The organism is Ktedonospora formicarum (assembly GCF_016587355.1).
Lineage (GTDB): Bacteria > Chloroflexota > Ktedonobacteria > Ktedonobacterales > Ktedonobacteraceae > Ktedonobacter > Ktedonobacter formicarum.
Map to the genome: position 1 here is coordinate 913382 of NZ_BNJF01000001.1, position 19350 is coordinate 932731.

At 50.4% G+C, this 19350-nt stretch carries 16 protein-coding genes and 1 tRNA gene; 8 read left to right on the forward strand and 9 right to left on the reverse strand.

The genetic code is table 11. The features are described from left to right. Nucleotides 1-308 precede the first annotated feature (308 nt). The 5 genes from K3T82_RS04025 to K3T82_RS04045 all read left to right on the forward strand — a co-directional run bounded on the left by K3T82_RS04025 (nt 309) and on the right by K3T82_RS04045 (nt 3919). Nucleotides 309-524, forward strand: coding sequence for a hypothetical protein (locus K3T82_RS04025; RefSeq protein ID WP_007909317.1), 216 nt, complete (start codon nt 309-311; stop codon nt 522-524). Nucleotides 525-777: 253 nt separating this feature from the next. Further along, complete coding sequence (gene ftsY, locus K3T82_RS04030) at nt 778-1782, forward strand: signal recognition particle-docking protein FtsY (protein WP_220192202.1); 1005 nt, start codon at nt 778-780, stop codon at nt 1780-1782. A 15-nt stretch (nt 1783-1797) separates the two neighbouring features. Next, nucleotides 1798-2688 carry an acetyl-CoA carboxylase, carboxyltransferase subunit beta gene (gene accD / locus K3T82_RS04035; RefSeq protein WP_220192203.1) on the forward strand — a complete coding sequence of 297 codons (891 nt, stop codon included), beginning with the start codon at nt 1798-1800 and terminating at the stop codon, nt 2686-2688. Between the two features lie 88 nt (nt 2689-2776). Continuing rightward, on the forward strand, nt 2777-3763 hold the full coding sequence (locus K3T82_RS04040) for an acetyl-CoA carboxylase carboxyltransferase subunit alpha (RefSeq protein ID WP_220192204.1): 987 nt from the start codon (nt 2777-2779) through the stop codon (nt 3761-3763). A 75-nt stretch (nt 3764-3838) separates the two neighbouring features. Next, nucleotides 3839-3919: transfer RNA gene (locus K3T82_RS04045), tRNA-Leu, on the forward strand. A 156-nt stretch (nt 3920-4075) separates the two neighbouring features. Here K3T82_RS04045 and K3T82_RS04050 read toward each other — a convergent pair. Together K3T82_RS04050 and K3T82_RS04055 are read right to left on the reverse strand one after the other, a co-directional pair. Next, on the reverse strand, nt 4076-4360 hold the full coding sequence (locus K3T82_RS04050; protein ID WP_220192205.1) for a hypothetical protein: 285 nt from the start codon (nt 4358-4360) through the stop codon (nt 4076-4078). A gap of 45 nt (nt 4361-4405) precedes the next feature. After that, a complete protein-coding gene (locus K3T82_RS04055) occupies nt 4406-5668 on the reverse strand; it encodes a cation:proton antiporter domain-containing protein (RefSeq protein WP_220192206.1) in 1263 nt (420 codons plus the stop codon). A 388-nt stretch (nt 5669-6056) separates the two neighbouring features. Between K3T82_RS04055 and K3T82_RS04060 the strand changes: the two genes are divergently transcribed. The 3 genes from K3T82_RS04060 to recQ all read left to right on the forward strand — a co-directional run bounded on the left by K3T82_RS04060 (nt 6057) and on the right by recQ (nt 11195). Beyond that, a complete protein-coding gene (locus K3T82_RS04060) occupies nt 6057-6977 on the forward strand; it encodes a heme-dependent oxidative N-demethylase family protein (RefSeq protein WP_220192207.1) in 921 nt (306 codons plus the stop codon). Nucleotides 6978-7178: 201 nt separating this feature from the next. Further along, nucleotides 7179-8876 carry a KAP family P-loop NTPase fold protein gene (locus tag K3T82_RS04065; RefSeq protein WP_220192208.1) on the forward strand — a complete coding sequence of 566 codons (1698 nt, stop codon included), beginning with the start codon at nt 7179-7181 and terminating at the stop codon, nt 8874-8876. 99 nt (nt 8877-8975) lie between these two features. After that, entirely contained in the window at nt 8976-11195 is a 2220-nt protein-coding gene (recQ, locus tag K3T82_RS04070; protein ID WP_420799252.1) for a DNA helicase RecQ, read from the forward strand. Between the two features lie 113 nt (nt 11196-11308). Here recQ and K3T82_RS04075 read toward each other — a convergent pair whose 3' ends face one another. From K3T82_RS04075 to K3T82_RS04105, 7 genes are all read right to left on the reverse strand, one after another. After that, nucleotides 11309-11632 carry a hypothetical protein gene (locus K3T82_RS04075; protein WP_220192210.1) on the reverse strand — a complete coding sequence of 108 codons (324 nt, stop codon included), beginning with the start codon at nt 11630-11632 and terminating at the stop codon, nt 11309-11311. 180 nt (nt 11633-11812) lie between these two features. Further along, a complete protein-coding gene (locus tag K3T82_RS04080) occupies nt 11813-12706 on the reverse strand; it encodes a hypothetical protein (protein ID WP_220192211.1) in 894 nt (297 codons plus the stop codon). Nucleotides 12707-12719: 13 nt separating this feature from the next. Beyond that, nucleotides 12720-14663, reverse strand: coding sequence for a cyclic nucleotide-binding domain-containing protein (locus K3T82_RS04085; RefSeq protein WP_220195055.1), 1944 nt, complete (start codon nt 14661-14663; stop codon nt 12720-12722). A gap of 19 nt (nt 14664-14682) precedes the next feature. Further along, nucleotides 14683-15774, reverse strand: coding sequence for an FHA domain-containing protein (locus K3T82_RS04090; protein ID WP_220192212.1), 1092 nt, complete (start codon nt 15772-15774; stop codon nt 14683-14685). An 89-nt stretch (nt 15775-15863) separates the two neighbouring features. Continuing rightward, nucleotides 15864-17093 (reverse strand): NAD(P)/FAD-dependent oxidoreductase, encoded by a 1230-nt coding sequence (locus K3T82_RS04095; RefSeq protein ID WP_220192213.1) that lies wholly within the window; start codon nt 17091-17093, stop codon nt 15864-15866. A gap of 250 nt (nt 17094-17343) precedes the next feature. After that, nucleotides 17344-18255: an LLM class flavin-dependent oxidoreductase gene (locus K3T82_RS04100; protein WP_220192214.1), complete on the reverse strand. Its 912-nt coding sequence runs from the start codon at nt 18253-18255 to the stop codon at nt 17344-17346. A 56-nt stretch (nt 18256-18311) separates the two neighbouring features. Beyond that, nucleotides 18312-19301: an aldo/keto reductase gene (locus K3T82_RS04105; RefSeq protein ID WP_220192215.1), complete on the reverse strand. Its 990-nt coding sequence runs from the start codon at nt 19299-19301 to the stop codon at nt 18312-18314. Nucleotides 19302-19350: the final 49 nt, after the last annotated feature.

Here is a 19350-nt window from a genome sequence, read left to right on the forward strand (position 1 = left end):
GTCGAATATTGCCTTCATGGTTTAGCACTCAGGCGTGTCTGACTTGCACAGAAAACCCTTATTCATTATCATCCTCCACATTTTCCAGTGCCCAGGTAGGCGGAGCATTTTTGTGAATATTTCTTCACATACCTGCTGACATTGAAAGGGAGTTGTGGTATGATAGGGGAGGCATGGATTAGACCTGCTGTGGGGATGCGGATGCAGCGGCGGAGGCTCCCCCCTCGGCTTACTTTCTTGTTAAGCCTCGCTTGAACCTATTTAGGCAAGCGGTTATACCCTCCAGAGAGAAGGAAGGAGGCGATTTCGTGGAAAACGCATTTCCTCGGTGTCGCAAATGTAGTGAAGGTGATCTGGTTCCGCTTTCGGATTTCGGTAGCCAGGGAGCTTCCATCGAGTACAAAGCCTGGGTTTGCACCAACCCCTCCTGCTTGTACAACATCAAAATCCGTAATGGCGACATCATCATTAACGAACCTATCAGTGACGGCTCACTCCATTCATATCGTAGCGGTCGCCAATAAAAGTGGGCATCGCCCCACTCCACACGCCATTGGGTGGCTCACCCCACTCAATGACGTGTCTTGTTTTTGGCAAAAGACAGAGTTACTTTTCTCCCCCTCTTTTGCCTTTTACACGCAGAGGGTCGACCACGTCATTGTCTATCCGTAGTATAATGAAGTGGTTACGCACCCTCTTCTTCGTGTTTGGAGGGATACCATTTCTTAAACTCACAAGCTTTTCAAACCATGTTAACTATAAGGAGTCAATAGAAACGTGCTCAATCGCTTCTTTGGGCAAAAACCAGAAGAAGATTCAAAAAAAGATCAACGTGTGACACGGGATCAAGCGGAACAAGCACCATCCCAGCCAGAGCCACCACAACGTTTTGGCTTCTTAAATCGCACACGCCAGCTCTTCAGCCGTATGAGTACAACCGTTGAAGAGACAGATCTTATTACTGATACATTATGGGACGATCTGGAAGAGTCACTTCTGGCTGCTGACGTTGGTCCCCGCACCGTCATCTGGCTTATAGAACGCCTACGTGAGCGTGCCGACGCCGAACAAATGCGCACTGGTGCTCAGGTACAGCGCGCGTTACGTGAAGAACTGGTTGACCTTCTAGGCGATTCCTCCCCTCTCCATCTCTCTCAACGCTCTCCATTGACAGTTATGCTCGTTATCGGGGTCAACGGCTCTGGTAAAACCACCTCCATCGCGAAAATGGCCGCGCGCCTTTCGCATGAAGGGCATAAGGTCATGCTTGCTGCGGCTGATACCTTCCGTGCAGCCGCTATTGACCAACTGAAAGTATGGGGTGAGCGTATCTCGGTACCCGTGATTAGCCAACAGCCAAATGCCGATCCTGGCGCGGTCGTCTATGACGCCATTCAAGCTGCCCAGGCACGTGGGAGCGACGTCCTTATAGTCGACACGGCGGGGCGCTTGCAAACCAAGTATAATCTTATGGAGGAGCTTAAAAAGATCAACAAGATCATCCAGCGCTTTGTTCCCGATGGTCCTCATGAGCTCCTCATTGTCATCGATGCCCCAACCGGACAGAATGCACTCTTACAGGCGCGTAAGTTCGCCGAAGATATAGGTCTCACTGGCGTTATTATTACCAAGATGGATAGTACAGCCAAGGGTGGATTTGCATTCGCCGTCACAGATGACCTTGGCGTGCCAATCAAATTTATTGGCACTGGCGAAAAGGTTGAAGACCTGATACCTTTTGATCCGCAGAGCTTTGTTGCAGCTCTCTTTGCACAAGAATAACCAGGAGGTTTTACAATGGTGAAAGAAGCGGCTGCTCCCTCAAACAGCTCAATCTTCTCAGCAGCACGCGCGCAGTCTTCGCTCTCTTCAATGGGAAATATTGTCGTCAAGTGTCCCAAATGTAAAGAGATTCTGTATGGGCGCGACTGGGAGAAAAACCAGAAAGTCTGCTCGCGCTGTAGCCATCATTTCCGCATTACCGCACGCGAACGCATACAACTTCTCGTCGACTCCAATAGTTTCGAAGAGACCGAAGCCAGTATGATACCTGGCGATCCATTGCATTTCGTAGCGCGCCCAACGTCTATGGCTAATCAGCCAGATTATGTTAGCAAGCTTGTTGAGGAACGTCAGAAGACCGGTCAAAACGAGGCGGTTGTCAGCGGCCTGGCAACTATCGACGGACAGCCCCTGGCTCTAGCCGTTATGGATTTCCATTTCATGGGTGGCAGCATGGGTTCAGTCGTTGGAGAAAAGATTACCCGTGCTATTGAATTAGCCATTGAACGACAGATACCAGTCCTTGTAGTCTCTACCTCGGGTGGAGCACGCATGCAAGAGGGTATTTTTTCATTGATGCAGATGGCAAAAACTTCGGCGGCTCTCGCGCGCTTAGGAGAGGCTGGACTGCCTTATTTTAGCCTGCTCACCGACCCGACAACTGGCGGTGTTTCCGCAAGCTTTGCATTCCTGGGCGATGTCATTCTGGCCGAGCCAGGAGCGCTCGTTTGCTTTACTGGCCCACGTGTCATCGAAGGCTTCATGCACATCAAGTTGCCTGAAGGCACCATCAATTCAAATTTCGCCCTTGAGCATGGTATGATTGATGCAGTCATCCATCGCCATGAATTGCGCTCTACACTATCGCGCTTGTTGACGATGTATACGCCCAAGGTCAACAAATAAACAGTCGGATAACTTATGTAAGCATAAGCTACAACGTTTGCAATTCAAAGGATCCATAGGAATAGCCAAGTAGAGGAAGATACGCCCGATGCCTTATGATCTAGATTTCGAAAAACCCTTGGCGGATTTGGAAAAGAAGATCAACGCACTTCAGCGCAAGGGAGATCGTCTCAAAGCAGACGAAATTAAGCAGTTACAAAATCTGGAAAGCGAGCTTCAGAGTCGGACAGAAGAGGTGTACAAAAACCTTACTGCCTGGCAGACTGTACAGGTTGCGCGCCACAAAAATCGTCCTTATACACTCGATTATATCAAGCATATCTGCGATGACTTCTTCGAATTACATGGTGATCGCTCCTTTGCGGACGATCATGCCATCGTTGCTGGAACTGCGCGCCTGGAAGGTCAAACTGTGATGATTATCGGCCACCAGAAGGGCCGTGACATGAAGGAGCAGCAATACCGCAACCTTGGTATGCCACACCCCGAAGGATATCGCAAAGCCTACCGTATCATGCAGCAGGCTGAAAAGTTTGGTATTCCTGTTATCAATTTGATCGACACCTCTGGTGCATCTCCCGCGCTTGTCGATGAGGAGCGTGGACAATCCGAAGCCATCGCCTCATGCCTTTATCTCATGCCTCGCCTGCGAGTACCCATTATCGCTACCATCATTGGCGAAGGTAATAGTGGTGGTGCCCTGGCACTCGGCATCGCCGACCGTACCCTTATCCTAGAGCATAGCTATTATACCGTCGCGGCCCCCGAAGCCGCCGCCAACATTATCTGGCGCGACGCAGGTCAGGCATCGCTCGCTGCAGAGGGTCAGCGGATTCGTTCAAAAGATCTGCTCTCTTTCAAAATTGTCGACGAGATCATTCCCGAACCAGTGGGTGGCGCACATCGTAATCATCACCTGACAGCGGAAGCGCTCAAAGAATCACTCCTCCGCAATCTCAAAGAGCTCAAACAAATTCCTATTGATGACCTGCTCACTCAACGATACGATAAATTCCGAACTATTGGCCAATTCGACTACGAAACAGCCAACGAGAACTCGGAAATCGAGGTGTAGGCTCTTGACTTCTGTTTGTGAATGCGTTATTATAGACATCGCAATTGATGTGTAGATTACGCATCACAAACACCTGCCGGTGTGGCGGAACGGTATACGCGTCTGTCTCAAAAACAGATCCCGCAAGGGTTGAGGGTTCGAATCTCTCCACCGGCACCTCCCTCTTGTAGGACGACGCCCTCAGGACCATTCTAGACGTTCCTGAGGGCGTTCTATTTTTGGCTTACAGCAGAGCTTAGTACAACTTTAGCACAGCCTCTCGAAAAGAAGCGCTTTTTATTCCTCATAATGGCTAGCTAATAGCATTGCCAATCAATGATCAGCTGTCACTGATACAAAGATTCCAAAGATAAAACAGAGTATGACAATAATAAAAACAAGTATCAGATACCAAGGCGCAATCCCGCTAATAAGCAGGGAATAAAATGCATATAAAATAGTAATAAGAGCAAAAGAAAATCCAAACAATGCTACTTTCTTTTTTATTGCTAATGTTTTTCTTTTTCTCTGTTCTATTCTATCTAACACAAACTGTGCTTCACTCAACGCTCTCTGTAGTTCAGCACTCTGCTCGTCTAAAAACTTGTCGCTTTCCATGCAACCCTCTTTAAGATGTGGATTTTTTCATACATCAGTAAATATTCACGAAATCGGCTCTTGCTCGGTACCACTCTTCGGGATTGCGCTGTCTGTCCACTTTGATCGCTTTTGTTTATAATCTAAGAGCGATAACAAGGGAACGGCAATCATTGTCGTCACCAGGGCCATAATCACTAGCATTGCGAAGATGGTGGGGGAGAGCACTCCCAGTTCGAGTCCGACATTGAGAACAATTAATTCCACCAACCCGCGCGTGTTCATCAAGATACCCAGACTTAGAGCGTCATGCCACGATTCACCTATAAAGCGGGCGGCGAATGTACCACCAAATATTTTGCCAGCACAGGCTATTCCCAGTACAAGCAGACAGATAAGCCACAACCAGGGGGTACCAATCAAACCAATCTGGGTACGCAATCCGCTGGAGACAAAGTAGAGTGGAAGGAAGACTACCACATTTACCTGATCAATCTTGTCTGCGAGTTCAACAAATAAGGCGTTACGCGGTAGGATGAGGCCCATCAAAAAAGCTCCAAAGACAGGGTGAATACCAATCGCATTGGTGCAGTAGGCCGAGAGCAGCAACAGGACAATGCTGAAGGCCGTCAGTATCTGTTTTGAGGTAATATATCGCGATGCCAGGGCCAGCAAGGGTCGCACAACTATCAACAGACACATACAAAAGAGTAAGGTGAGACCAACCGTGAGCACAACGGATGGAAGAGCTTGAGCATGAGCAATTGCAATCACTAACGCAAGCAAGCACCAGGCAATGACATCATCAACAGCGGCGCAGGTCAACGCGAGTATCCCAATCTGCGTCCCCAACATCTTTCGTTCCGCGAGAAGCCGAGCAAGCACAGGAAAGGCCGTGATGGACATTGCGGTTCCTACCATGAGCATGAAGGAGACAGGGGTCGCTTCCGGCCCACCAAGGCTGGAGAAGAGAAAAAATGCCAGCGTTGCACCCAGGATCAATGGGAGAAAAATGCCACTAAGTGAGGTCGCGATTGCCGTTCGGCTCTGGCGAAGCATCAAATGGGTATCCAGGCGAACTCCTAGCGAGAACATATAAAGGATCACACCAATATCGCCCAATGTTTGCAGAGTAGGCAGAGTCGAGGCTGGAAAGAGGAAGCCTTTCACACCAGGCAAGAGAGCTCCCAATAAGGATGGCCCCAAAGCCAATCCTGCTAAAATTTCACCAATCACCCATTGCTGGCCGATGCGCCTGCACAAAAAACCAAAAAGCTGGACAACTATCAAGATAACAATAAGTTGAAGTAGGATTTGCCCGGTCAGCATCTTGCCTCCTCGAGTCAACACAAGATCAACATTTTTCGATAGTTTTTTTGTTCAAAAACTGTGATTCTTGGGATGGGTGAAGGTCACCTAGATAGGTTTAGGTTGTCACTGGTAATGCCTCTAATTCATAACAGGAAAATTTATTTCATCACTTAAAAGATATACGCGTCTCCAGCTGAAAGTGGGGTATGCGCTTGAGAGGAGCACTAATAACGATCTGAGACACAAGGCAAACCAGAAACTCTGATCAGCTTTGTCATAATATGCCGAGGGGAAGGATAAAAGGGAAGATATTGCTTTGAAACTTTATAGAGGTGAACTGGATCTGCTATACTGCATGAATAGTACACAAGATTGAAAAATATATTACCAGCAAAGGAAGAGGGCCTTGATTCCATATTTCCCTTTTACGACGGATGCATTTAGCATGACTATGGGAGTCCAGGCGCTGACAAATAATCGCATCGTCGAGCTTGATCCCAAATGCTACCTTTCTGAGATGTATTTGAAACGATCCTTGCTGGAGACAAACTATACCGATTACGCTTCTACACCGATAGAAACATTGGCTTCACAGTGGGAAGTCCTTCAACTGCTTCTGCATAATCTGACTCAGAATTTCCCCCACGCATTCACCTTGACCAAAACAGGAAATAGCTATAGATGGTACAATGCCTTGCTGCAAGAGACAACAACATTCGAAATAGGCAATGATAGCAGCCTCCCTTATGCGCCCCTGGATTGGGTGGGAAGGCAGGTTCAGGAGGACCTACTGCTCCTACAAGCAGATGCGACCCGAGAGTTCCCCCTCATCGCAGGCCAGCTCTGCTTCCCTAACGCCTGGTGCCTGCAAGAAAAGCTGGGCAAGTCATTCTTAGCGATCCATCAGGAGGTGCCACTCTTCGCTGAGAAGATTGGGCGCTCATCTCAACTTCTCCTGGAGCGCTTAAAGGTGGGAAGAGCCGTCTGGCGAGCTAACTGGGGTATTAAGAACGTATCAAGATTGAATCTTATCCCCCAGTATTACGATGAAGTTGCAAAAGCCCAACAAGAACTTACGCCAGATGCTATCGGAACGCGCTGCTTCTTTCGCATAGAACGCCAGGTCCTGCTTCGTCTTCCTCAAACAGGAGACATTCTCTTCACCATTCACACCTATCAGTTCCCACTTGCAATCCTTACCAAAGATATTCAGTACACCAAAACACTTATTGGAGTGCTGCAAACAACACCGCCAGAGGTGCTACGCTACAAGGGAATAGCCCCCTTTGCTGAGATGCTTCTGGCTTACCTCTACACCTGCCAATAGGGCTGACATCGCTACTCTCGCCCTGCAACAATTTCACAGGCCTTTTCCGTACAGAATGATCCCAACTACTGAACCCCCTATAGTTCACAATAATTTTGTTGTCACACATTACTATTTATACGGTCTTCTTATATAGTCTTCGAATATCCGTTATGTTTTGCGTCTATTTAAATAGACGCATCAAATACTCGGAGGATTGCTATGACTCCCCATGAGAAGCTTGTCGCAAGAGTGCCATTGCCACAGAAAGAAGATGTGCAAGCACACATAACTGGGCAGCAAGCCCATACCCTACCAACCTACCTGGACCGCCCGGCGCTGACAGATGAACTAAGCCGCAAAGCTTTCGCCGCCGCTCTGGCCTTACGTATCCGCTGCCTATATGAAGAAGAGAAATCCCTGGGCTCATTCCTCATTCATCTACATGGATCGTGGGGATCTGGCAAATCTTCGTTGCTCAATCTTCTGGGTAACGAACTCAAAGAGGTGCAAACACCACAACCTGGTCAGAACTCCGAATCATGGATCATTATCAACTTCAACGCCTGGATGCACCAACGCCTGGGCACCCCCTGGTGGTGGATCATGGATGCTGTCTTCCAGCAAGCATTTCGCCAACTCCGGAAGATAGAACGCCTTAGATCTACAAAAATCTATCTCAAGCGATTTACTTGGCGTTTCCTTCGAGCAGGATGGCCACCCTATCTACTGGCCCTCCTCGCCATAGCTGGCCTCTTCTGGCTCTTTAGCCTCAATAGTGCTGTTGGCTTGCTAGATCTCGGGCTGGGGAAATCCGCACTTGCAGCCAGTTCAATCGCGCTTCAGCCTCTAGCACAGTTCGCGCAATCCGTAAGCGCGATTGTCGCATTTATCATCACCATCTGGGGTCTGATCTTTGGTGTCAGCCGTTCTCTGTTTCAGAGCTCAACGAATGTCGCGGACTCATTCTTGAAGTCCAGCCGCGACCCTATGAAGGACATCACAGATCACTTTAACACACTGGTGAGCGGTATTCACTATCCAATCGTGGTCTTTATCGATGATCTGGACCGCTGCCAATCCACATACGTTGTTGAGTTGTTGGAAAGTATCCAGACCCTCTTCATCACTGCCTCCGTTACCTATGTCATTGCGGCGGATAAGCGCTGGCTTTGCGCGAGCTATGATAAAGCCTATGATACATTCGCTCAGACGCTGGAAGAGCCAGGACGTCCTCTGGGCTATCTCTTCCTGGAAAAGGCATTTCAGCTCTCGGTCTCCATCCCACCAATGCCACAGGTGATTCAGGAACGCTTCTGGCAACGCCTCCTGCATATGCGATCAGCAGAAATTATGGCCCACCTGGAACAAGCCAATGAGCAAGCAGAGTCCAGGCTACTCGATAAGCGTACCGAACAGGAGATCCTCGCGGAAATAAGCACAAGCGCGCAAGGAGAAGATATCCTGATAGAGCAAGCGCTGCGACAGGCAGCGGTCAAACGCCTGACTGCTCCTGAGATAGAAGCCGAAACAGAACAGGCTTTAAGGCCTTTTGCGCTCCTACTAGAGCCGACACCGCGCGCGATGAAGAAGTTCGTCAACACATATAGCATTCAGAGAGCGGCTGCCATCCTGACAAACGCGAATGTGAGTATACAGGAACTTGCCCTCTGGACCATCATTAACCTGCGCTGGCCCTTGCTCATAGAGTTTCTAGAAGATCATCCCTATATGCTCAAGTATCTCAATGGACCACTGGCAATGGAGACAGCCTTACCTGAAAGCATTCCAGCCAATCTACGCGACCTGTTTATGAGTGAACGGGTCCGCGATGTGGTCCATGGTCGGGACGTGGAGGTCTCACTCACGGAAGAGATCATCCGCCAGTGCTCACGCTTGCATGCTCCCGCATCCTGTTAAAGCATACGAACATACAAGCAAGGCATATCCTAGCCAGTATCGATTCCAAGGGAACCGCTCATTGACAAGCCCCGCCGAATCCAATACCATCAGGGGAGTATGCATTGCAGCAAGGAGGAGATATGTCGCGTGCAAGACGTTGAGCAGCAGCTAAAGCAATACTTTGGATATGATACCTTCCTACCCGGCCAGCGCGAAGTCATTGAGCAGGTTCTCTCAGGGAGAGATGCATTCGCCCTGATGCCTACTGGAGCGGGCAAATCTCTCATCTATCAATTCTCTGGTCTTCTACTCCCCGGCATAACAATTGTTATCTCGCCCCTCATCGCCTTGATGCAGGATCAGGTTGACCGGCTTCAGGCCAATGGCATCGCTGCGACCTTCATCAATAGTTCACTCAGTAGCGGTGAACGCCAACAGAGGGAACGGGCTATCCGTGAAGGGCGAGTTAAACTTGTCTATGTCGCGCCTGAACGTCTCCTGACACAGACTTTTCTGAGCTTTCTCGACGAAATACAGGAATATGTAGGGCTGGCCTTACTAGCAATTGATGAGGCTCATTGTGTCAGTGAATGGGGACATGACTTCCGCCCAGAGTATCGCCAGCTTGGCCGCTTACGCGTGCGCTATCCCCACGTACCCGCGATGGCGCTCACCGCGACCGCAACCGAGCGGGTACGTGATGATATTCTCGCTCAACTCAGGCTCAATGATCCTTACATTCACGTTGCCAGCTTTAACCGCCCTAACCTCTACTACGAAGTGCGGCAGAAGCATCAGGGGTCATATAGAGAACTTCTTCAACTCCTCCGAGAGCAGAATGACTCCCCGATCATCATTTACTGTCAGAGCCGCAAGAGCGTGGACACGCTCACCGATGATCTCTGCCGTGATGGTATCCGTGCGCTCCCGTATCATGCGGGGCTGAGTGCCGAAGAGCGCACACAAAACCAGGATAGCTTCATTCACGATAATGTATCTGTGCTTGTCGCGACCATCGCTTTTGGTATGGGCATCGCTAAACCAGATGTGCGCGCCGTCATCCACTACGATATGCCCAAGAGTCTGGAAGGTTACTATCAGGAATCAGGCCGCGCCGGACGTGATAGCCAACCTGCGCAATGCATCCTTTTCTTCCAATATGGCGACCGTGTGAAGTTCGAATTCATCGTCGCTCAGAAAGAGGACGCAACGGAACAGTTAAAGGCACGGCAGCAGATCCAACATGTGGTGAATTATAGCGAGGGCATAGGATGCCGTAGGCGTGCCCTGCTTGCCTACTTTGGAGAGACCCTGGAAGGAGAAAATTGCGGTAACTGTGATAACTGTATCCGCCCCATGATATTCGAAGATCGCACTATTGATGCTCAAAAGTTCCTCTCCTGCGTCTCACGAACGAATCAGCGCTTCGGTATGAAATATATCATCGATATCCTGCGCGGAGCCAATACCCAGAAGATTCGTCAACTAGGACACGATCAACTCACCACATATGGCATCGGCAAAGATGTGAGCGCCGAAGAGTGGGGGCGCCTCTGCCGCGCGCTTCTGCAACAGGGCTTGCTTAGCGAGAGTCAGGATGGCTATCCCGTACTAAAGCTGAACAGGCTCTCTATGGAGATCTTACGACGGCAGCGTGAGGTTGAAGTCGCGGCCCCCATCGAGCGTCCTAAACAGGATAGCCTCTCTCCCCAGGCTATCTCGCTTCTACCAGAGGAACAGGGCCTCTTCCAGCACTTACGTGAACTACGCAAGCAGATCGCGGACGAGAATGGTGTGCCGCCGTATGTGATCTTCCCCGATAAGAGTCTACAACTCATGGCTCGCCAACGACCCCAAAATGAGACACAATTCGCCGCGATTCCAGGCGTTGGTAGCCGCAAGCTAGAAGCATTTTACTACCCTTTCACCTATGCCATTCGCGATTACTGTGAGAACCATAATATGGGCCTTGGGTTGGATGTTTCATTCTCTGAGGCAACACAGAAAGCGCAAGGAGAGAGTACATCACGCCGCAAGAGCTCACAATCCACACATCATGAAACGCTTGATCTGTATAATCAGGGAATGAGCGTTGAGGAGATAGCGAGAACACGCAATTTGTCACAGTCAACCATCATCCGCCATCTCGCTACCATGATCGAGAATGGTGAGGTCATTGATATCACACCACTGCTCCAACCAGGCCATCGCGAGGATATCGCAAACGTGTTTCAGCAGGTTGGGATGGACGCGCTAAAGCCAGCTAAGGAACTCCTTGGGGATAACTATTCCTACGAAGAACTGCACATAGTTCGAGCCATGCTCCGTAATTCATAAACGAAGACGCGAGGTGCCATATTGCAGGATAGGCACCTCGCTCTCTCATGCCCCTACTCACCCACTATTCATCATCCTATAACTACCATCATTCGCCATCGCTAAATGAGGCGTTAGTAGTAAGGATGATAATATGGGCGATAATACGGGTAGTAGTAAGGGCGATAATACGGGTAGTAGTAAGGGCGATAATACGGGTAGTAGTAAGGGCGGTAGTACGGGTAATAGGGTCGATAATAACCATACCCATATCCTCTATATCCATACCCATATCCTCTATACCCATACCCTCCATAGGGCCCATACGGAACCGCTGCGGTCGTCTTCTCACTTACCGTTACACCAGAGGTCGATGCGGACGCAGGGGTCGCCATAGCGACCAGTAATGTCAGAGCGAACGCGACGCTTAGCAGGATGAGGCAGACTAGCTTTCTCATGGAAGAGGTCACTCCATTTTCTTGTTACTCTTCAATGTAGTAGATCGCTATCAGGATGTCTCCAACAATTGCCTTTGCCTGATATTCATTATAGGGTTTGGTCAAAGCTCATGGAGGTGGGAAAGCATGGCGCTTATAATCCAGTTTCTGAAGCGCCATGCCGCCACATTCACCATCTGCTCAGAGTGGCATGGTATGGATCATACCTAGGAGGACGCGGATCAGTTCCGCGATGGCATGGAAGGAGATAATAAGAAGGATCAACGGCACCAGGACCATATGGACTCTGCGCCACAGCTTAAAAATCTGTCGGGCACGCATCTGCACATTCAGCGAGGCCAAAAGGCGCGCGTGCTCCGCAAGCGCCGTGTGAGCTGTATGGAAATCAGCATGCTCTTGCGGTGGCAATTCTGGTATGTCGGCAGATAGCAGGCCCACGCTGGTTATAGCACGCTCGCAATAGACCTTGAAAGCCTCTGACTTCCCAGCATTAAGACGCTCTATCACGTACTCTAGTTCCGATAGACGCCCTGGGATGGCCTTGGCGATGCCCACGCCATTAGTACTCGCGTCGTGCGCGATGATCTTTGTCTGCCAGGCATCAAGCAGGCGACCAATCCCCCCACTGAGCACCAGGAAGATAAGACCATACAATGAAGGTAGCGCCAGGTATTTATCTGTCACACAAGTCATTCCAGCACAATCAAAATGCAGAATATAGCGAAAGTCACCATGCAACAGGGCGAGTAGCACGGAGGCAATACCAACCCATATATGTGCCCAGACCCAGTTCTGAGCCTTCCAGGGCAGGCCATGAAAGAAGCGAGCACGCAATGAATAGGCAGCAACGCCTAGTATCATGATATATGACATTACGCCACAGCGAAAAACCACGTCAAAGAATGGTCCGTGGAAAAGCCGCCCCTTCTCATGCAATAAGATCAGGTAAAGAATATAGAAGAGGGCGGTATAGGCGGCAGCAAAAAGAAACCAGTAAAGAGCTGCTTTTGATGTAGGCGTATGCCACATACGTGTCGCCACCTTTTTTACTGGCGCTTTGCTCGATATCGCCATACAGATTACACTCCTATGATGTTCGTTGTTGGAGGATATCCTCAGTCGTACCAAAGAATTGCGTTGGTTGGACACGAAAAGCAGCTCCTGTTGGGCAAGCCTGCACACAAGCCTGATTACTATAGCCTGCACAGAGGTCACATTTGATGGCGAGTTTCTTGCGAATCTCCGCAATTGCGCCATGCCCATCATGTGATGCGAGAGGGCCTGGAGCCGCCATTTGATTTACCATAGGTAACTGACGCTTCCCATACTCTTTACCCATCCCCTGTGTAAAAAAGCGCATGAAGCGCGACCAGGTTGAGGGAGTGCTATCCTTTTCTTCCTCCAACGAGATGATCGAGATATTGTCATAAGGGCAGCGCTCGGCGCAGATACCACACCCAATACAACTCTCGGTGATATAGACCTCACCGCTCGACATTCGCGCAATACCAGCGCGGCTACAGAGCAGACATACCGGGTCCTGACAATGGCGACAGGCAGTAGCAACACTAATATTACCAATGACCATCCCCTTACGATTCATGCGCGAATGTCCATGCCTGCGTTCGCAAGCCTCCTCACACTTGTCGCAGTGGACACACTTGTCCAGGTCAATGACTAATACCTCAGTGCCTTCGACGACACCACCTCCCACCAGGGCTCGCAGTCCAGCCCTGGCCCCAGCTTCGGCCAGCACTTGCGATGTCGTACGTTGGAGGAGGTCACGTGAGCCAATAAAGGTCTGAGCAGCATCCGCCATCACGCGATACTCTTGCAAACGGTGCAGGAAGCGCTGATTGACCTCCGGGTAGCGCGAGAGGATAATGAGCAGGTCTTCTCGCTTCATTTCAGCGACTCGAACACGGTTAATCGCGGTCGCGGTCACCGCTTTACCATCTCCAAGCATATCCAGACCGCCAGCGAAGTAGTCTCCATGCTGACGATAGGCAATAATGCGCTCATGCATCTCACCGGGGATTGTCCCCGATGCCACACGCGCTACCTTGACGAAACCATCCAGAATAATATGCAATGTCTCACGCGCGGGCTGATGTTGCTCGCTGGCAGTAAAGAGTTGCGCGTTACGTTCATAGGTCCTAAACTGCATCTTACCCGCCAACCAGTGCAGATCAGGCTTCGCGACCCCCTGAAATAAGGACATACGCTGGAGAATGGCCTCTATTGAGCGTATATCGTTCAAGCTCTCGAAGTAATCGCGCACGGAAGGGACAACCTCCATCATGCGTTGTATAACTTGTTCTGGCACCTCCAGCACTGTCGCCGCCGTTCGCGCCCGCACTGTCGCGCCTCGTTGCTGCCCAGTCAACATACCCCGCTCACCCGCGAACTCGCCACGCCCAAGCATTGCGACTGGCATATCCTCCCCATGCGGACCGAGTGTCGAGATCACAAAACGTCCATCAAGAATGAAGTAGATCTCACGTCCATATGTTCGTTCCTGAATAATAGGCGATCCCGGAACAAGCGTGAGCAGCTTGGAACTCACTAGCATATGTTTAAGATAGTTATCCGGGACCTGATGGGGATTGACGAACATTGGTTGTTCGCGCAGGCGAGCAAGCAGTCGCGCGAGATCCCAGCCAGACGGCAGGTACTCTAGCACGCGAGCCATATCAACATGGCGATCCCATGCTATTCCCAGACGCTGTTTAAGCGAAAGCATCAGCAGGTCGCGATGATTATTCACTGGGCACACTGGCACACAGGAGCCACACATCACACACTCCTGTGTAAAGCGCACCACATGGGGAGCAATCTCGTCCGAGATGGTTGCCAGATTCAGGTCGGCAATGTTCACTTGTGATGAGAGAGGCAGTGGACAGGCTCGCATACAGCGGTCACAACCAATGCACATGTCAATCTCAAAACGAACCTCACTTTCTGTCAGAGGAACGATATTGCTACGGTGCAGTACTCCGATCAGAGGTAAAGCGGATGGCTTCTGCTGCATAGACAACGGCTTTCCCTCCTTATTGTTGTGCGCCACAACGTGGGCAAAATTTCGCATGCATTACTAGCTGCTCCCCGCACTGACGACAATTGGCCTGCCGTGGTGCACTGACGAGTGCGACAGCGGCAGGCATGGTTTCGCTATCGCGTTTTTGGGACGAAACTCGGACAACCGGGACAACACCGTTCGGCATACTAGGTGGAACGGGGAATAGTGGCTGCTGATAATGCATAAAGTAAGCTGAGATGTTACCGAAAGCGATATGGGCCTCATGTGTCAGACGGCACGCGCTAGTAATGTGGCTGTGATTTACCCGTATCCCATTGCCACTCTGTAGATCTCTGATATAGAGGCCATCAGGTCCTGGAAAGATGTACGCATGCTTACGCGAAATTGACATCTCAGACAACGTAATATCGTTTTGTGCATCACGCCCAATAGTGACATGCTTTTGCGCTGACAAAGGAAAGAGCGTTGGCTTACCTCTTAACAGCACAACTAGTACAGGCCCCTGGCGCAGGGTCGAGACAGCTTCAAAAGGCAATGGAGAGGTAGCCCCAGGAAAGATCAATGAGCCGTCATGCGAAAGCGCTGGCTGGCCCTGCACCCCGCTGTTAATGGCTTCAGAAATACGCGTTATGTCTGCCTCCCTCTCTTGTTCGCCAACATCCTTGGCTCGGGGAGGTGCAAATAGCGCGAGCTTTTGCTGCTTGTTCAGCAAGATTGAGCCTGAAGGATCTACTTGCTGTGTCTGGAACAGAAAGGCCACATCGCCAAATTGCACCTTGCTTTCAGGTTTGAGGACTATCAAGCTATTTGGCGTAATCCGCCGCTCATTTACTCGCGATCCATTCTTGCTTCCCAGGTCCCTCAGCACATACTGCCCGTTAGCATAACTTATCTCGGCATGGCGACGCGAAATGGTCTTGTGGTTCACAATCAGGCCACATCCCTCCTGACGTCCAATAGAAAGGACCTGAGTCTGACTAAGATATACCTTCTGGAGGGTAGGCTGAATATCCACAGATGTTACAGGTACAAGGCATGACTCTTGTAAAGCAGGCTCCTTCAGCGTATCCTGAGTAGGAGAGCTACTTTGCATATTCCGCATAGCATAGGCAATTTGCTGAACTGCAACAGCCCCTTCGCGATTGGTTCCCAGAATGGGTGGTGGTACGCCTTGCTTATCAAGCCAGGCGTCTAGGCTGAAGTCAGGGCAAGGAGCCGAGACGCAACAGAAGAGAGATCGACGCTATGGTCAATAGCGCGTTTATAGACCAGTACACTTCTACGATCTCCTAGTGCCAGCATTCCAACTGGAACACCCATTTTCAAGATGACTTTTTGATAATGACGGGGCTTTGGATCCGCAACGAGTTCCTGGTATCCCTTTCCATCTTTGGGGATAGTCGAGAGGCCCACAGAGGCAAAATCCAGGCCATACAGAAAGGTGGCATTATAGAAATTGCCAAAGCGAAATGGATGCTCCCGATCCAGCAGGTCAAGCATACTGTAAGCGGCAGCCCGTGCCTGCTGGACGGCAGGATACCATTGCCCAATCACACGCGCCTTCGAGGTAATGGGGTCCATTGTCTCTATCAGGTCTCCCGCCGCGTAGATATCCGTCACATTGGTGCCCATAGCCCCATCGACCTTCACCCCACGCCCACAAGCAATACCCGCGCTTTTCACAAAGTCGACAACTGGTTCAATGCCAATACCCAGCAACACAATCTCGCACGCGATATGCTGTCCAGTCGTGGTTATGACTCCCGTTACCTGCCCGTTTCGCCCCTGGATCTCAGCGATCTCCTGCTCTATACGTACATCCACACCATCTCGCTTCTCCTGCTGAAGTACCAGATCTGAAGCGACAGGGTCAAGTACGTCGGACCAGAGCGTTCTTCGTCGCAACAGGTGCGTCACCTCGTAGCCACGATGTCTCAATGTCTCAATGGACTCTAGCGCTAGAGTGCCACTCCCTATTACTACGATGCGCTGGGTCTGATTGAGACGGGCCAGAACCCGCTGATAATCGGCAACAGTGCGCAAGGTAGTAACTCCTGTTAGATTGACGCCAGGGCAGGCAAGTGAAGTCGCACGTGCACCATGCGCCAGTAGCAAGCGTGAATAGCTAAGCTTGCCGCCTCTTCGCAGACATAGCAGATGTGCCTCGGGCTGGATAGCAATAACACAGTCCGTAACAAAGCGAATACGGCGATCGGGGTAAAAGCTAATGGGGCGGGCCCAGAGTTTCTCTTCGCGAATCTTCCCCCCCAGGTAATCTTTGAGTGCGGGGCGATAGAAAACTGGGGTCGGCTCATCAGCGACAACGGTAATCTCTGAAGCGCTATCTTCGGTACGTAGGACCTCTGCGGCGGTCGCGCCCGCGATTCCATTGCCAATAATTACATAAGATTGTCCCGCCATTACGTCTCCCTGTTGCGCTATAACTTTAAGCGAAATATAGTGATTTCGCCAGGCATCCTCTTCCCGGCGAAATCACTATATCAACGGTGTCACAAACACTTTTAGAGGATGAATTTCATCAATATGACCTATACACATAATCTGATTGAGTGATCGCCACTACATGTCTCGAGCAGATCTTATAGAATAGGAGACACCCCTAAAAGGAGCCTGGGGACTCAACCTCCAGGGCTCCTTTTAGGGGTGTCTCCTATTCTTGCTCCACGTTTGAAAACGAACTATTGGAAGTGGGGGCAACATGTGAGACAAAGTGATGCAATGTCTCTAGATCAAGGATACGGAAAATGAAGTGCGATACGCCTTGATCGCGGAAGCGCTCCAATTCCTCTGTAACCTCTGCAGCATTACCCGCGATATAGTGCTTTTGTGGATGATGCTTGACCTGCGCCGGATCTTCGGATACGCTTAATGTACTCAGATACGTTAGCTTAATCTCGTTCGGATCGCGCCCCACACGCTCACAATGCTGGCGCAAGATCACCAACTTTCGCACATACTCTTCAACCGTACATGAATTGAAGTTCCACCAATCAGCATAACGTGCGACAATCTCCAACGTTCGCCGCTCACCACCGCCACCAATCAACAACGGGATAGGAGTCGCGGGTTGGGGAGCGCAATATGCGTCATGAACATGATATGACGTGCCATCATAAATCGCGGGCGCTTTCGTCCACATCGCACGTGCTATTTGAATGGTATCTTCTAGCTGCGCCATGCGCTCCTTAACAGATGGGAAAGGATAGCCATAGGCACGGTACTCATCCTCTTTCCAGCCCGCACCCAGGCCCAGAATCAAACGTCCTCCAGTCAGAGCTTGGATATTAGCAGCCATCTTCGCCAGCAAGGCAGGATTGCGGTAGGACTGAGCTAACACAAGCGTTCCGATGTGAAAACGCGGGTACTGTGCAGCTAGATAGGTCAGGGTCGTCAATGCCTCCAGATGGTCATTGCCCCCCACTTGCAGATGGTCTTCCAACCAGAGCGTCGTAAACGCTGGTGAAAGTGCCTCAATGCACTGGCGGTTATAACTCATCAAATCATTAAACGAGTCACCAGCGTTCGTAGGACGTAACATCAAACCAAAATCAACCTGTACCAAACGAAGTTACCTCCAAAGCAAACAATGTGTTCTAAAAAGCCTCTCTGTTTCTCATTTTACCAGCGAGGATGGATACTAGTGCGGAAGCGCTGATCGTAGATCTCTTGAACACGCTTCATAGTCGCGTCACTCAGTGGAGGCAATTCGGATACGCTGGCATTATCCCGAGCCTGCTGCGGATTTCTTGCCCCAGCGATGACCGTCGAGACCTCAGGGAACATCAGGGTCCAGCGCAAAGCGAACTGGGCCATCGTCATCCCTCCGGGAACAAGGGCTCGTAACTCATCAACGGCTTGTAAGCCCTCCTCATAGTCGACGCCCGAAAAGGTCTCACCCTGGTCAAAAGCTTCACCATGGCGATTGTAATTGCGATGATCGCTTGACGCAAACTGGCTCTGCGCGCCAAATTTACCCGTCAGTAAGCCGCTCGCCAGGGGCACACGCACAATGATTCCGACCTCGCGCTTACGTGCCTCGGCAAAAAACTGCTCCGCTGGCTTCAAGCGAAACATATTGAAGATAATTTGTACGCTCTTGACATTCGGATATTGAATAGCCCGAAGAGCCTCTTCCACTTTTTCTACACTGACACCATAATGACGAATCTTGCCCTGCTGCTGCAATTCATCAAGGAGCGAAAAAACCTCGGTCATAGCATATACTTCAGAGGGCGGACAATGTAATTGGACCAGATCGAGAGCTTCAACATTTAGATTGCGAAGGCTTCGCTCGACGAAGCCTTTCAGGTTCTGACGATTATTGTAACCAGAGGCGACGTGAGGATTCAGACGCCGCCCCAGCTTAGTCGCGACAAACAGATCATCTTTACGCTCCTTGAGTATCTGAGCGATAAGTTGCTCCGAGTGCCCATCCCCATAGACATCGGCGGTATCAATGAAATTCACTCCCTGGTCGATAGCTGTATGGAGAGCCGCGAGCGCGACCTGATCATCCTGTTGCCCCCAGGCATCACCACCAATACCCCAGGCACCAAAACCAATCTCAGAAGCCTTCCAGCCTGTACGTCCAAATGGGCGATATTGCATACTTATTGCACCTCATTCTAGAATATTCTTACGAGCCCACGCATATCAT